This is a genomic window from Xenorhabdus entomophaga (assembly GCF_037996725.1).
GTDB lineage: Bacteria > Pseudomonadota > Gammaproteobacteria > Enterobacterales > Enterobacteriaceae > Xenorhabdus > Xenorhabdus khoisanae.
The window spans coordinates 26,264-41,594 of the sequence record NZ_JBBMXH010000032.1; the positions used below are offsets into that span (position 1 = coordinate 26,264).

General features: G+C 45.2%; 11 protein-coding genes. 7 read left to right on the forward strand and 4 right to left on the reverse strand.

The genetic code is table 11. The features are described from left to right. On the reverse strand, positions 1 to 1,458 hold the full coding sequence (viaA, locus tag AAC854_RS08835; protein WP_340616767.1) for an ATPase RavA stimulator ViaA: 1,458 nt from the start codon (positions 1,456 to 1,458) through the stop codon (positions 1 to 3). 170 nt (positions 1,459 to 1,628) lie between these two features. On the opposite strand from viaA, the gene AAC854_RS08840 reads away from it, so the two are divergent. Further along, entirely contained in the window at positions 1,629 to 5,114 is a 3,486-nt protein-coding gene (locus AAC854_RS08840) for an SNF2-related protein (RefSeq protein ID WP_340616768.1), read from the forward strand. Positions 5,115 to 5,197: 83 nt separating this feature from the next. Here AAC854_RS08840 and ravA read toward each other — a convergent pair whose 3' ends face one another. Beyond that, positions 5,198 to 6,691, reverse strand: a complete 1,494-nt coding sequence (gene ravA, locus AAC854_RS08845) for an ATPase RavA (RefSeq protein ID WP_340616769.1) — start codon at positions 6,689 to 6,691, stop codon at positions 5,198 to 5,200. A 276-nt stretch (positions 6,692 to 6,967) separates the two neighbouring features. On the opposite strand from ravA, the gene rbsD reads away from it, so the two are divergent. The 6 genes from rbsD to rbsR all read left to right on the forward strand — a co-directional run bounded on the left by rbsD (position 6,968) and on the right by rbsR (position 12,862). After that, positions 6,968 to 7,387, forward strand: a complete 420-nt coding sequence (gene rbsD, locus AAC854_RS08850) for a D-ribose pyranase (protein WP_340616770.1) — start codon at positions 6,968 to 6,970, stop codon at positions 7,385 to 7,387. A gap of 7 nt (positions 7,388 to 7,394) precedes the next feature. Next, entirely contained in the window at positions 7,395 to 8,939 is a 1,545-nt protein-coding gene (gene rbsA / locus AAC854_RS08855) for a ribose ABC transporter ATP-binding protein RbsA (RefSeq protein WP_340616771.1), read from the forward strand. Positions 8,940 to 8,964: 25 nt separating this feature from the next. Further along, a complete protein-coding gene (gene rbsC / locus AAC854_RS08860) occupies positions 8,965 to 9,936 on the forward strand; it encodes a ribose ABC transporter permease (protein ID WP_340616772.1) in 972 nt (323 codons plus the stop codon). Positions 9,937 to 9,960: 24 nt separating this feature from the next. Beyond that, complete coding sequence (gene rbsB, locus AAC854_RS08865; RefSeq protein WP_340616773.1) at positions 9,961 to 10,851, forward strand: ribose ABC transporter substrate-binding protein RbsB; 891 nt, start codon at positions 9,961 to 9,963, stop codon at positions 10,849 to 10,851. A 77-nt stretch (positions 10,852 to 10,928) separates the two neighbouring features. Next, complete coding sequence (gene rbsK, locus AAC854_RS08870) at positions 10,929 to 11,858, forward strand: ribokinase (protein WP_340616774.1); 930 nt, start codon at positions 10,929 to 10,931, stop codon at positions 11,856 to 11,858. Positions 11,859 to 11,860: 2 nt separating this feature from the next. After that, complete coding sequence (rbsR, locus tag AAC854_RS08875; protein WP_340616775.1) at positions 11,861 to 12,862, forward strand: ribose operon transcriptional repressor RbsR; 1,002 nt, start codon at positions 11,861 to 11,863, stop codon at positions 12,860 to 12,862. A gap of 5 nt (positions 12,863 to 12,867) precedes the next feature. On the opposite strand, the gene mdtD is transcribed toward rbsR, so the two are convergent. Together mdtD and AAC854_RS08885 are read right to left on the reverse strand one after the other, a co-directional pair. Continuing rightward, complete coding sequence (gene mdtD / locus AAC854_RS08880) at positions 12,868 to 14,250, reverse strand: multidrug transporter subunit MdtD (protein WP_340616776.1); 1,383 nt, start codon at positions 14,248 to 14,250, stop codon at positions 12,868 to 12,870. Between the two features lie 67 nt (positions 14,251 to 14,317). Beyond that, positions 14,318 to 15,007 (reverse strand): FadR/GntR family transcriptional regulator, encoded by a 690-nt coding sequence (locus AAC854_RS08885; protein ID WP_340616777.1) that lies wholly within the window; start codon positions 15,005 to 15,007, stop codon positions 14,318 to 14,320. Positions 15,008 to 15,331: the final 324 nt, after the last annotated feature.

Sequence of the window (15,331 nt, forward strand, 5' to 3'; positions counted from 1 at the left end):
TTAATTTCGCCATCTTCGCCGTAAACGGCTTGTGATCCCGGTATCAAAACGCCAGATATGATCAAATATCCGCATGATACCGGGTTTTCCATAGTGGGAAAGGGAGACCGCATGGAAGCGGTGTTGTTGATGCTGTTGCAGGTTTTTTATCTGATGGATTAGAGTGCCTGGCAAACGTTGGGCAATGAAATCTGAAATGACAACAGTATCAGCATCTTTCCAGATATTCTCTTTCATTTTTTCAACTGTTGCATTCAGGCAGGATGCCAGATCGGTTCCCCCTTTGAACGTTTGTCCCAGAAAATGTACTGCTTGGGTGAGTCCATCCGGTGACGTCAAATCATAGTGAACGAGTTCTGTTGAGAATAATATGATATGGCAGTAACGGTTATCCGCCAGCGCGATACGCATTAACGCCAGACAAAATGCCTTAGCACACTGTTCATTAAATCCCCCCATTGAACCAGAGGTATCGACGCAAACAATAAAGGGTCCTCGTGGTTGGGCTTCATTATGATGATGAGTAACGGGTTTTAATGCAGTTTTTTGCTGCCAGTTATCCCCTTGCAAGCGATAAGACAGCAGTTTTTTTTCCACCAGCCGCCGATAAAATTCATATTCCAGCTCTTGAATACCCAGCATGGCCATCTCAGCAGGTAACAACCTTAAGATGTCATCACTTTGTCGAATCCCGCTGACCTGCTCTGGCACGGTATCCGGCATTCTTTCAATTTGGGTGAATGGTTCAAGAACATGGCTTTCTTCGGGAATGGGTTTCGCAGTTTGGCTGCGGCCAAGCAATTGCGCCAGTTTTTCTAGTTCAGGTTGTTGCCTGAGAAAGTCAGCGTAAAGGGTGAATAGCTGTATATTGTTTGAGTTCAGGTGTAGCTGGCTTTTACTCATATCCCATAATCGGCCTGCGGCGCGATCATTGTGATCAAATATTGGATCGAGATTACCGCTGAGAGTTAATTGTTTCTGGATCTCTGCCAGTAACTGTTCTTTCTCTTGTTCTAATAATGCCTTGTTAAATGTTGTTACTTGCAGGATCAAGCTGATTCGCCATCGTTGAAGAAACAGAATTTGCTCTGAGTGGGTATGTTCAGATAATGCCTTGAACAGTGAGCCGGCCTCATTGGCAAAAGGGGATGAAAGCTGTTGGAGTTTCTCTGTAATTTCAGGTAGCTGTTGATAAAACTCTGTCGTATTGGCTGCCTGTAAGTGTTGGTATAACTGAAATTCTTCGGCTAATCGGACCGGTATAAAAGCTTCTTTTATTCTTTGGCGTAATGTTTGCTTCCACGCGGGAAGATCTTTTAGCAATGCCTGTTTAAGTCTTGGATGTTTTTCAAAGAAAATAACTAACTGAGGAGTACTCAACAATATCAAAATGATCTCTTCGATCAGCTCCCCTTCATTGATAGAAAGCAGGAGATCGAGTGTGGTCAGCGTTAACATATGGCTACCCCATATTTGATCTCAATTGTTTTAGTCAATCCCACCCTGACCGGAGGTCTGGTGAGTTTCCCATTGTGGAGCATGTGCCAATGTTGCAGAAATAGTCATGTGCTTTGTAGCCAAAACTCGTAAAATTCAGTCTATATCTTCTATATTCTTTGGTAAATAACATGAATTATGGTAATTCCTGGTGGGGTAAACAGTGGCTGAACGCTCTCACTAATATCGATTATGACACCCGATTGCCGCGTGGGCGAACTTACGCCAATAAAGGCGCGGTCAAGAATCTGACATTGAAGGGAGGCACTTTGCAGGCTAAAGTGCTGGGTTCTCGTCCATCACCTTATCAAGTTTTAATTCAAGTCCCCCCACTGGCCCAGAAGCAAGTCGATCGATTGCTTGATGCGTTAGTGGATGATCCTGGTGTGATTGCCCGTCTGCTCAATCGAGAATTGGATCCTTCAGTGTTAGAGCAGGCTAAACGCTTGGGTATTGCCATCTTTCCGTCCCAGTGGAAAGATTTAGTAATGAGATGTTCCTGCCCCGACTGGGCGGTGCCTTGTAAGCACTTGGCGGCAACGATTTACTTGATCAGCCGTCAAATCGACAGCAATCCTTTTCTGGTGTTCTCCCTGCGTGGTGTGGATCTGATTCAGCAGCTAAAAGAACGAGGGATTAATATTGAGCGCGAGGCGGTGGTCAATGTGCCGCGCTTGTCGGCCCTGTTAATTGAAGATGGCGCGCCGGCAGAGGCTACCCCGCCGGACCCGATGGCACTGGAAACGTTGGCTTATGCTGATTTGCCATCTCTGTCTGAGCCGTTATTGGCGGTACTGCCAACGAATACCGTTTTTTTCCCTGACGGCGATCTGCGCAAGGTGATGCAGAGAGTACTGGCGCGGGTGGCTAAGTTTGCCCGTAAGGTGTTGGATGGCAAGATTCTGATGGATATGCCTATAGTCACCTTGTTGGCTCCCCACCGCCCCCGTATCACGCTGAGTCGGGAGGGAGACGCCATCATCAGCGGTGTCAATGGCCTGTACTCCATTGAAGAACTGGACACCGCGCTGGCACAACTCACGCCGGCAGACTTGCCGGACAGGCAACCAGAGGTAGCCGCACTGTTCCACCTGCGCATGATATCTTTACATCTGTTGGCTCACGGCGCGGTAGTGCCACAGGTGTTTTCTGTGGAGTCAGGTGTTCTGGGAGTGCGTTGGTTACCGGCCATGCTCGATAACCGGGTTGCTGAACAGATAGAGCTTCTGGCAAGAGGCCTGCCGCCGCAACTGGCCGTGTTGAGTCGGAATCAGGCTATTTCACCCATGATGCAGACCTGCGCGCTATGTGCGGTATTTCTCGGTTATTACCTGCGAATGGAGTCGGAGTATGTCAGAGAGAAACCGCGCGATAATAAAATCTTGTCCCTGTTATTCAGTGGTGAACCGAAAAGCTTTGATGGTCCGGAGGAAAGTGCTATCGGTCCTGCCTTACAGACTTGGCTCGCACGCTATCATCTGGCCGAACGGGACTATTTTCCCGTGCTGAGTCTGGATGAGGGAGCGTTCGGCGATTTCGAGGTGGGGTTGGCTGTTCAGCCCAAATCAGCCTTGTTGACACCACCGGTTTCGTTGCACAGAGTGCTGACTGAGCAAGAGTGGAGTCAGGCGCGTTTCGGCATCTTGCAGACGGTCGTCCTGCTGGCAGAATTTTTCCCACCCCTTAATGACTACTTGAGACAGGGCGCACGCTCTCCTATTGTTCTGACGGCTGAACAACTGCCTGAGCTATTGTTCAACACACTACCTGCCATTCAACTGCTCGGCATTCGTACTTTGCTACCCAAGGCACTGGAACGATTGTTACGCCCTCGGTTATCGATGAATATATCCAGTCAGGCTCAGGGGCTGGGAAGCAATCAATTGAGGGTTGATGAGATACTGACTTTCGATTGGCGGGTAGCTCTGGGTGAACATTATCTGACTCGTGCTGAGTTCGAGCAACTGGTTCAGGGCGCAACGGGCGTGGTGCGTTTCAAAGGAGAATATGTCTACCTCGACCCGGAAGAAATTGCGAGTTTGCAAGCCCAACTGAGCCGGCCCTCTCACTCTAAATTGTCGGGTACTGAACTGCTGCGCACTGCATTGGCTGGCGAATATGCCGGTACACCGGTAAAGCTTGACGACAACACACTACAACTGCTAACCGAATTAAGGGAGTCGGGTGAAGTGCCCTTACCGTGCGATCTCAACGCCACCTTGCGCCCATATCAACAACGTGGTTACGCTTGGATGTTGCGCAATTTACAGGTAGGATTTGGCAGTGTTATTGCTGATGATATGGGGCTTGGGAAAACGCTGCAAGTGATCGCTACACTGCTCAAACTTAAGCAGGACGGCGCCTTAGAGCAGTCTAAAGCATTGGTAGTGGTTCCCACCAGTCTGCTGACCAATTGGCAGAGGGAAATCGCTCGCTTTGCGCCAACGATCAGCATCGGCGTATTTCATGGCAGCAAACGTGAATTGACCTGTGAACGACCGGACGTTTTGCTGACTACCTACGGTATTGCTCGTAGTACGGTGACCTCGCTCAAGGCTATGTCCTGGCGGGTGCTGGTGGTGGATGAAGCGCAGAACATCAAGAACCCGTCGGCCGCGCAGACCAAAGCGATCAAGTCCATTCCTGCTGCTGGCTATATCGCCATGAGTGGTACCCCCGTTGAAAACCGTCTGTCTGAATACTGGAGCTTAATGGATTTCGTCAATCGTGGTTATCTGGGCACACTTAAACGTTTCGAGAAAGATTACACTACGCCGATCCAGATCAACCGTGATCGACAGGTAGCGGCACGCTTTCAACGCATCACAGCTCCCTTTCTCCTGCGCCGCCTTAAGTCCGATCGCAACGTGATCAGCGACCTGCCCAACAAGGTTGAGAGTGATCAATATTGTACCTTGACGGCAACACAAACCGCACTGTACGAATCGGTGGTGCGTGAAGGCCTGCTGACCCTTGAAGCCGAAGAAGATCAGTTCAAACGGCAGGGCTTGGTATTACAAATGATTCTGGCGCTAAAACAGATCTGCAACCATCCCGATCTATACCTGAAGCAACCTGCCAGCGACGCTGTGGCTTCCGGTAAGCTCGAACGCTTGTTCGATCTGCTCGACGATATACATGCCAGCCACGAGAAGACGCTCATTTTCACTCAGTTCCGTGAAATGGGGGAATTACTGGCCCACTGGTTGCGGCAGCGCTACGGGCAGGCCCCGATGTTCCTGCATGGCGGCCTATCCCGCTCCAAACGTGATGAAATGGTAGAGAAATTTCAGACCGACCGCACTGAACGGGTGTTTCTGTTATCCCTCAAGGCCGGAGGCACGGGTCTTAACCTAACTGCGGCCTCAAACGTGATTCACTTCGATTTATGGTGGAATCCTGCGGTAGAAGCGCAGGCCACTGACCGTGCGTATCGCATAGGTCAACAGAGTAATGTGCAGGTGCACCGCTTTATTACCAGCGCCACCTTTGAAGAACGCATTAACGAAATGATCCAGCGTAAGCGTGAGCTATCGGATATGGTGGTGGGTAGTGGGGAGCAATGGATAGGCAATCTGGATACGCAAGCGCTTAGAGAACTGTTTGCGCTTACTTGATGTATGACTTCATCCCAAGGGAGATGATATTTGACATTCTGTATAAGTCATAAATCGCTCCCTTGCAGAAGAGCCACACGATATTACTCTCCCATTCTTGATTCCAACTGTTTCTGTTTTTCGGTTAATTGCAGGAAACTTTGTTCAATGCTGGCAAGCCAATGTTCTTCGATGAATAAACAGGGTTGATGTTGATTAAACAGATAGCGTTGCTGTTGAATTTCATCGCTGATAGCCGCTAGATTTTCATGCCATTCTGTATTGGTGTTTTTTGAGATGCCAGATAGGCATAGGACGGCGCTATTACGGCTAATATCCAGCACTGTAAGCTGGTTCTTCTCGTTGATTTCTGCCGTGATGGTTTGCGGAAAACCAATGCCATTTAAGCAGACAGGGAGTTCTCCTGTATTATTTTTTAGGGCGTTTTCCAGTGACTTTTTATCTATTTCGATGAAGTTGACTTCAATATCATGCATGTTTAATGAAGGATGTAAAAACAGAGTCAGCTTTTCATCTGTAATATCTTCGGGCAGTGAATAAAGGGTTTTGCGACCAAACAGAGAGGATTTGGTGACTAATTTCAGGGGATGAAGGTCATTTTTGTCTTGGTTGGATTGTACCCATTGCTGGTATAACTTCTCCATTTTTTGCATAAGGGAATGTTGTAGATAAGCCTGTTCTGTCAATAAAGCATGTAAGAATTGGGATAAAAATTTTAAATCATGCAAATCGTGCCATAGGCAATCTTTTAATAACACCATATCTAGCGGAGATATCTCATTTCTGCCACTGAAAAAGGCACTGGCCTGTAGTAAACGGATAGATTTTTTCCAGCGGCGATCTGAAATGCCAGGAATATTTCCAGTAGCATTTATTTGCTGACGTAGCTGATAAATCAGCTCGAAAATATGATCTGGCAAAGATATATGGCTGATCTTGTCTTGCCATTGATGAAACTCATCATCAGTGATCTGAATGTAGGCAGGGATGGGGTTGCCATTTTCGTTGTTCCGATCAGTCAGCAAAGCCCGAAAATTTTTCTTTTCCTGAATCTTGTCCAGCCAAATCCGGATCAACATACGATCATAGAGCGCTTCTAAACCGCTATCTGTATCGGGAAGTTCATTGGATGCAGTAACCAGTAAACGCATTGGCAGCTGCTCTTCCTGAATGCCATTCCTGAATTTCTTTTCATTGATTGCGGTCAGTAGCGTATTCAGAATAGCCGGGCCTGATTTCCAAATTTCATCCAAAAAAACAATCTCAGATTCAGGTAAATAGCCTTCGGTAAGGCGTTGATAACGCCCTTCGTCTTTGAGCGCTTGAATGGAAAGGGGGCCGAAGATTTCTTCTGGAGTGGAAAAACGGGTCATGAGGTATTCAAAAGCGCGTGCATTTTGAAATGCAAACTTGAGCCGACGGGCGATCAGGCTCTTAGCTATGCCGGGGGGACCAAGGAGAAAAATGCTCTCTCCACATAAAGCGGCCAGCAAACAAAGGCGAATGGCTTGTCTTCTTTCGTATAAGCCACTTTCCAGATGCTGGCATAACTGAGATATTTTCTCGACCAATTGCATATTATTGACACCATGGCTCGGATAGTTACCTTCCTTTATTTATAGGTAAAATTCAATCTATGCAAAGATTTTGATAATGGCTTATTAAACTTTAATGGTATATTTTAAAAAAACGATTTAGCCTAACTTATTCAATAAGTTAGTTTTTTTCTTTTATTTGTCTCCGCCCTAAACGTTTTTATGATGATCACATTTTCGTATCAATCATGTTGTCTTTGATATTGACCTTTATATGATGGCTCTCTGGCGAAACGTTTCGCCAAGGAGTTTATAAATATGAAAAAAGGCGTTTTATTACATTCTGATATTTCAGCCGTTATTTCTCGTTTGGGGCATACGGATCAGATAACTATCTGTGATGCGGGATTACCTATTCCGTTGTCTACCCAACGAATTGATTTAGCGCTAACCCAGGGAATACCCGATCTGCTATCTGTGTTTGATGTGGTTGTTCAGGAAGTTCAAGTTGAAGAGGCCATTCTGGCCTCTGAAATTATTGAGCACAATCCGCAAATACATCAGCAAATCATTAAGCGTATTGCTGATCTCGAAATACAACAGGGAAATGCAATTGCGATAAAGTATGTCAGTCATAGCATTCTGAAAGAGAAAACAGAGAAGAGCAAAGCAGTTATTCGCACGGGAGAGTGTTCCCCCTATGCAAATATCCTTCTTTGTTCTGGCGTAACTTTCTGAGGTTATTATGGAGCCATTACTGGAACTAAAGGGGATTGATAAGGCTTTCCCTGGGGTAAAAGCATTGTCAGGAGCCGCACTGCGTGTTTATTCCGGGAAAGTGATGGCATTAGTCGGCGAAAACGGTGCCGGCAAATCCACGATGATGAAAATTTTGACCGGTATTTATACAAAAGATACTGGCACGATCCGCTATCTTGGGCAAGATATGGCTTTCTCTGGCCCTAAATCCTCTCAGGAATCTGGTATTGGCATTATTCATCAAGAGCTAAACCTCATCCCCCAACTAACGATTGCTGAAAACATTTTTTTGGGCCGTGAATTCGTCAATAAATTCGGCGTTATCAACTGGAAAAAAATGTATCAAGAAGCCGATCACTTGCTGAGGCGTCTAAATATCCGTTATAGCAGTCATCGGCTTGTTTCTGAATTATCCATTGGTGAACAACAAATGGTAGAAATTGCCAAGGTGCTGAGTTTCCAATCCAAAGTCATCATTATGGATGAACCTACGGATTCCTTGACTGATACGGAAACTGAATCCTTGTTTCATGTCATACGTGAACTGAAAGCGCAGGGATGTGGCATTGTCTATATTTCCCATCGCCTGAAAGAGCTTTTTAAAATTTGTGATGATGTGACGGTATTGCGCGATGGGCAATTTATTGGTGAGCAGCCCGTTCGTACCCTAAAAGAGGATTGTTTGATCGAAATGATGGTGGGACGCAAGTTGGAGGATCAATATCCTCGCTTGGATCTACCAAAGGGAGAAAAACGGCTGGAAGTCGAAAATCTTTCTGGATCGGGGATCAACAATGTCAGCTTTTCTCTGTTTAGCGGAGAAATTTTGGGGATCTCAGGTTTGATGGGGGCTGGTCGTACTGAATTGATGAAGGTGATTTATGGGGCATTGCCGAAAACAGCCGGCAGGATCTTACTTGATGGCAAGCCTCTCAAGATTGGCAATCCACAGGAGGGGCTAACCAATGGCATTGTCTATATCTCGGAAGACCGCAAACAGGATGGATTGGTTTTAGGCATGTCGGTCAAAGAAAATATGTCCCTTACTGCGTTACGCTATTTCAGTCGAAATTCCTGCCTCTTGCACCATTCCGCAGAACAAAAAGCCGTTGCCGATTTCATCAAGTTATTTAATATAAAAACCCCTTCAATGGAACAAACAATAGGGCTGCTTTCCGGTGGTAATCAACAGAAAGTTGCTATTGCCCGTGGATTGATGACACGTCCAAAGGTGTTGATCCTTGATGAGCCAACTCGAGGTGTGGATGTAGGGGCAAAAAAAGAAATTTACCAGCTGATCAATCAGTTTAAAAAAGAAGGCTTGAGCATTATTTTGGTTTCTTCTGAGATGCCGGAAGTAATGGGAGTGAGTGATCGTATTCTGGTTATGCATGAAGGCCGCATCAGTGGGGAATTCAGTGTGGAAAATGTCTCTCAGGAAGTGTTGATGGCTGCTGCCGTTGGCAAACAATTTATCAGTGCACTCTCTGACAGCACACAATCTATCGATAAACAAAATACGGTCAATTAAAAGAGAATGGTCAAGGATAATGGATATGAGTTCTAATACAGCGCCAGCCTCCAGACGTTGGTTTACGAAAGCATGGTTGATGGAGCAGAAGTCACTGATTGCACTCTTATTGCTGATTACGGTGGTTTCTTCCCTTAGCCCTAACTTTTTCACATTAAATAACCTTTTTAACATCCTCCAACAAACCTCTGTCAATGCCATCATGGCGGTGGGGATGACACTGGTGATCCTGACATCGGGCATTGATCTGTCTGTTGGTTCTCTGTTGGCTCTGACAGGCGCAGTAGCGGCATCAATGGTAGGTACAGACAGCAACGCCTTGGTCGCCGTTGCGGGAGCATTGGTATTGGGGGCAGCCATTGGTGCCTGTACAGGTGTGATTGTTGCAAAAGGCAAGGTTCAGGCATTTATTGCGACATTGGTAATGATGCTCTTGTTGCGTGGAGTCACTCGCGTTTATACCGATGGTAGTCCGATTAATACGGGGTTCAGTAACAATGCTGACCTGTTTGGGTGGTTCGGTATTGGGCGTCCTTTGGGAATACCGACACCTGTGTGGATTATGTTGCTGGTTTTTGTAGCGGCTTGGTTTGTCCTTCATCACACTCGTCTTGGTCGTTACATTTACGCATTAGGCGGAAATGAATCTGCAACACGTTTATCGGGTATTAATGTTGATAAAATAAAAATAATCGTTTATTCCCTATGTGGTCTATTGGCAGCATTGGCAAGCATCATTGAAGTTGCCCGATTATCTTCTGCCCAACCGATGGCAGGAAGTGGTTATGAACTGGATGCCATTGCAGCGGTTGTGCTGGGTGGGACCAGTCTGGCTGGAGGTAAAGGGCGGATTGTTGGGACGTTGATAGGTGCGCTGATTTTAGGCTTTCTGAATAATGGTTTGAATTTATTGGGTATTTCTTCCAACTACCAAATGATCGTCAAGGCAGTTGTGATTTTACTTGCGGTCTTGGTTGATAACAAAAGCAGTAAATAACCTTACCCTACAGGAAAAAACAACATGAAAATGAAGAAGCTGGCAACTATTCTCTCCGCCGTGGCATTGAGTGCCGCTATGAGTGCTAATGCACTGGCGAAAGATAGCATTGCATTGGTTATTTCAACCCTGAATAACCCCTTCTTTGTCACAATGAAAGATAGCGCACAAAAAGAAGCTGATAAATTGGGATACAACCTGATTGTGCTTGATTCTCAGGATAATCCAGCAAAAGAGTTAGCCAATGTGCAGGATTTGACGGTTCGTGGCATAAAATTGATGTTAATTAACCCAACCGACTCGGATGCTGTTGGCAATGCAGTGATCGTGGCAAATAAGGCGAATATTCCTGTTATTACGCTTGACCGTATGGCGAACAAAGGTGAAGTTATCAGCTATATTGCTTCTGACAGCCGTTTAGGCGCCAAAATGGCAGCTGATTTTATCGCTAGAAAATTAGGTAATAATGTCAAGATCATTCAATTAGAAGGTATTCCAGGAACTTCAGGTGCACGCGAACGTGGTGAAGGTTTTGGTCAGGCAGCCCAAAAGCACAAATTCAATATGTTGGCTAGTCAGCCCACTGATTATGATCGTACAAAGGGAATGAATGTCATGCAAAACTTGCTGACAGCTCATCCGTCAGTGCAAGCCGTTTTCGCTCAAAATGATGAAATGGCTCTTGGTGCATTGCGAGCGTTGCAGGCAGCCAATAAAGAAGATGTGTTGGTGGTCGGATTTGATGGTACTGACGATGCTCTTAAGGCTGTGCAGAGTGGTAAATTGGGCGCAACGATCGCACAGCGCCCAGACCAGATTGGCATTATTGGTGTACAAGTCGCAGATAAGGTACTGAAAGGTGAAAAAGTTGACGCTACCATTCCGGTTGAGCTGGAATTAGTTATCAAAAAATAATCAGTATTACCATACAGCCATCGATCTTGATGGTTGTATCATTGCTGAACAGAAGTAGCTGAACAGGAATAAATGTAATGCGTATGGCAAAACTTGTCGTGATGGGCAGCGTCAATGCAGATCACATCTTGAACCTCGAAGCTTTTCCTCATCCAGGGGAAACGGTGAAAGGGAAACAATATAGAGTTGCATTTGGAGGAAAGGGGGCAAATCAGGCTGTTGCTGCTGGTCGTTGTGGTGCTGATATTACATTTATTGCTTGCGTTGGTCAGGATGATATTGGGGATCGTGTTTGCCGACAGTTGGTGAAAGATAATATCAATACCTCATCAATTGAGGCTATTGAAGGGGAAACAACGGGAGTTGCCCTTATTTTTGTCAATCAGCAGGGTGAAAATGTGATTGGCATTAACGCAGGGGCAAATGGAGCATTATCTCCTGATTATTTTCACCGTCATGAGCAGTCCGTCAAAGAGGCTGATGCACTGCTGTTGCAGCTTGAAACACCGTTGGAAACCGTCCAACTTGCTGCTGAAACGGCGAAGCAGCATCACGCCAAAGTAATCCTGAATCCCGCTCCGGCACAAAAAATCTCAGAAAAATTGCTTTCACTGGTGGATATCATCACACCTAACGAAACTGAAGCCGAATGCTTAACAGGCATTGCCGTGAAAGATGATGTAGGCGCAGGAAAAGCCGCTCAGGCTTTACATGATAAGGGTATAGAAATCGTCATTATCACACTGGGTAGCCGAGGTGTATGGCTGAGTGAAAAAGGCAGGGAAGGAAAAATTGTTCCCGGGTTTAAAGTAAAAGCGATCGACACAATTGCTGCTGGGGATACATTTAATGGCGCCTTGGTAACGGGATTGCTGGAAGGAAAAGACATATTGTCGGCGATCCGCTTTGCTCATGCTGCTGCTGCGATAGCTGTGACACGTGAGGGAGCGCAGCCTGCAATTCCGTGGCGAAATGAAATTGATACATTTCTATCTGAACAGGATTAACTGTGGCTACCATGAAGGACGTTGCCCGTCTTGCGGGTGTATCGACATCAACGGTCTCCCATGTGATTAATGAGAACCGCTATGTCAGTGAAAACGTGAAAAAGAAAGTCAATGCAGCGATCGAAGAACTCAACTATGCCCCTTCTGCATTGGCAAGAAGTTTGAAAATCAAACAAACTAAAACCATTGGTATGTTGGTGACTACCAGTGATAACCCGTTTTATTCCGAAGTTGTCAGGGGTGTAGAAAGGAACTGTTACGAACGGGGATACAGTTTAATTTTGTGTAATACCGAAGGTAACGTTACCCGGATGTCCCGCAGTATGGAAACATTACTGCAAAAGCGTGTTGATGGCTTATTAATCATGTGCGCTGAAACTCAGCGTCCATCCAGTGATGTTCTTCGTCGCTATCCATTGGTACCGATGGTAATAATGGATTGGTCACCATTTGATATTTCCAATGACATTATCAAGGATAACTCCCTGCAAGGGGGAGAAATGGCGACCAATTACCTGATTAATCGAGGTTTTCGTAAGATCGCCTGTGTTACTGGCCCACAGGATAAAACACCTGCCTGTCAGCGTTTGGCTGGATATCAAAAAGCAATGCAAAGCGCTGACTTGGAAATTCCAGCAGGCTATGAGGTCTACAGTGATTTTGAATTTGCTGGTGGATTTTCATCAATGAAGCAGCTGCTCCAACTACCTGACCCACCAGAAGCCTTGTTTGCAGGAAATGATGCTATGGCGATTGGTGCATATCAGGCCTTATATCAGGCGGGCCTCTCAGTGCCGGATGATATTTCTATTATCGGATATGATGATATTGCAATAGCACCTTATCTTATCCCTCCGTTGACGACTATCCATCAGCCAAAAGATGAATTAGGTAAGCTGGCGATTGATAGCTTGTTGTATCGAATGGATAATCCGGAAAGCGAACCCAAGGAACTGATTCTGACGCCAAAATTGATCGAGCGTAGTTCCGTTGCCAGCCGATAGTGACGTTATTTCTTAATTAAATTATTGCCATCTTCTTTATTCAGTAACAGGAATACAGTAGAAGAAATCAAGGTAATAATACCCATCGTAATCAGGGTATAGTGGAAATGGCTCACAGTTGAGCCATATTCCATTGACTCATAAAACCGAAGAACGGCGGCACTGATGGTTACCCCAAAACTGATGGATAACTGTTGAGTGACCGCTAGCAGACTATTACCAGCACTTGCATTTTTATCATTTAGATCACCAAGAGTAATCGTATTCATTGCTGTGAACTGTGTAGACATCGCCATCCCCAATATAAATAGAGGGATTATCAAAAATGCGACAGGTATTTCCGGTGTCTGTAGAGAGAACTGTGAAATCATCACACCAATAATAATCGTGGCCCAGATAAGCGTACTTCGATATCCAAACTTAGTCAGTATCTTGGTAACAAATGATTTGGCGAAGATAGATCCAATAGCATTTGGGGCCATAATGATACCGGCAATCACCGCTGAGTACCCAAACCCGACTTGTAGCATTAACGGAATGATAAATGAGAGCGAACCTGTACTTAAACGAGTCACAATATTGCTGGCGATACCGATTGAGAATGTGTGTGTCTGAAACAGTCGGAGGTCGATAAGGGGATCTGGATGCCTTTTGGCATGGAAAATGTACCCTAACAGCATAATGACACCGCTAGCTAACAACGCCACAGGAATATAGCCAGCGAATGAATTGTTACCAAGCAAATCAAAACTGACTGAAATCATCACCAATCCCATACTAAACAATATGAATCCCAGAAAATCGAAAGGACATTTTGGCATGGTCAAATTAGGCATGTGCTTGATGGCATAGATAATGCCTAACAAACCGATGGGTATATTAATGATGAAAATCCAATGCCATGTGGCATAAGTGACTAACAGGCCACCGAACACTGGGCCTAAAATCGGTCCCAGTAACCCAGGCATGGTAACAAAACTCAAAATAGATAACAGTTCACTGCGTGGGTATGTTCGCAATAATGCCAGACGTGCAACAGGCATCATCATGGCCCCACCTATCCCTTGAATCACCCGGGAAATGACTAATAAAGAGAGATTGTGGGACAAAGCACAAGCGAGTGATCCTAATGAAAAGAAAGAAACGGCATAAATGAATACTCGTTGAGTGCCAAATCTATCAGCCAACCAACCGCTGACGGGTATCAGCATCGCCACAGTTAAAGTATAGCTAACAACAGCAGGTTGCATTGCTAGTGGAGAATGATTGAGGCTCTTAGCAATTGCCGGTAGTGCGGTGTTAAGAATTGTGGCATCCAAAGACTGCATAAAAAAAGCCATGGCTGCAACCCAAGGCAAGCCCGACATATTGCGTGCGGATTTAACCATCAGAGATCCCATTTTATTTTGTAGTGAATCGATAATTAGTCAATACAAGATATTTTAATACATTAAACTATTCGCTGGTTATTAGTAACCTGTGGCATTCCGTTAAAGCCAGTTGGCTGTCGCCGTGGATAATTGCATCAACAATCGCTTTATGTGCTTTCAGGCGGAAGGATTTGCCTGAAATGATTTTTTCAAAGTAGTGTTGGTACACGGGCTGCAACAAATTAACAAAAGAGCCAAGAAATGGATTGCCGCAAGACTGATAAATGATGTGATGCAGTTGTTGATCCGCCTTTATCCATTTTTCACGATCAAATTGCTTAGCCAATAAGTACATCTCTTTGATTAAGGAGGACATGATTTGTTTTTGGATATGGGATGCGTTGATGGCGGCATAAAAGCAGGCTTGTGGTTCTATAATCAGACGCAATTGTTGGAAGTGTGTCATGACCTCATTAATATTAGAAGGAGTTAGCCACCACCTCAATAAATCTTGATCAAGAAAGTTCCAGTGGCTGGCTGGCATAATGTGTGTACCGATTCTGGGCCGGGATAACAACATTCCTTTAGCGATTAAAATCTTTATTGCTTCCCGTACAGCCGTGCGGCTGACATCAAAAAGTTTAGTCAATTCCATTTCGCCAGGCAGAAGACTTCCAGCGGTATACTCACCAGAAAGAATTTGCTGGCCTATTTGTTCAGCCAAAAGATGGGACAGATTCCTTTTTTCCACATTTTTTTGTTCTTTTAACTGCATGGATATCATCCCTCCCCTTTATTCAACTTGTTATCCTACTGCATTGATTTAATAATTGTTGTCTATTTCATCAGTTTTAGGGTGTAAAAAGAACAAAAACGTCATATTTGTTGAAAAAAAACACGAACAGAAAAAAAATGCAAAAAAAACTATTGTCAGCGCCGTAAAACTCCCTATAATGCGCCACCACTGACCGACGCTGAGCTGACACAGGCCGCTGAGGAAAGGGGGAGAAAAGTGAAAATAAACGCTTGACTCCGGAGGCGAAAAGCGTAAGATACGCAGCCTCGCAACCCGGAAGAGACTTCCGGTTGCCAACGCTCT

Bases quoted from the DNA above. Each gene is read 5' to 3' on its own strand.
- AAC854_RS08885 (WP_340616777.1), bottom strand. From the start codon at position 15,007: ATGCAGTTAAAAGAACAAAAAAATGTGGAAAAAAGGAATCTGTCCCAT.
- rbsC (WP_340616772.1), top strand. From the start codon at position 8,965: ATGAGTTCTAATACAGCGCCAGCCTCCAGACGTTGGTTTACGAAAGCA.
- rbsK (WP_340616774.1), top strand. From the start codon at position 10,929: ATGCGTATGGCAAAACTTGTCGTGATGGGCAGCGTCAATGCAGATCAC.
- mdtD (WP_340616776.1), bottom strand. From the start codon at position 14,250: ATGGTTAAATCCGCACGCAATATGTCGGGCTTGCCTTGGGTTGCAGCC.
- rbsB (WP_340616773.1), top strand. From the start codon at position 9,961: ATGAAAATGAAGAAGCTGGCAACTATTCTCTCCGCCGTGGCATTGAGT.
- rbsA (WP_340616771.1), top strand. From the start codon at position 7,395: ATGGAGCCATTACTGGAACTAAAGGGGATTGATAAGGCTTTCCCTGGG.
- rbsD (WP_340616770.1), top strand. From the start codon at position 6,968: ATGAAAAAAGGCGTTTTATTACATTCTGATATTTCAGCCGTTATTTCT.
- AAC854_RS08840 (WP_340616768.1), top strand. From the start codon at position 1,629: ATGAATTATGGTAATTCCTGGTGGGGTAAACAGTGGCTGAACGCTCTC.
- viaA (WP_340616767.1), bottom strand. From the start codon at position 1,458: ATGTTAACGCTGACCACACTCGATCTCCTGCTTTCTATCAATGAAGGG.
- ravA (WP_340616769.1), bottom strand. From the start codon at position 6,691: ATGCAATTGGTCGAGAAAATATCTCAGTTATGCCAGCATCTGGAAAGT.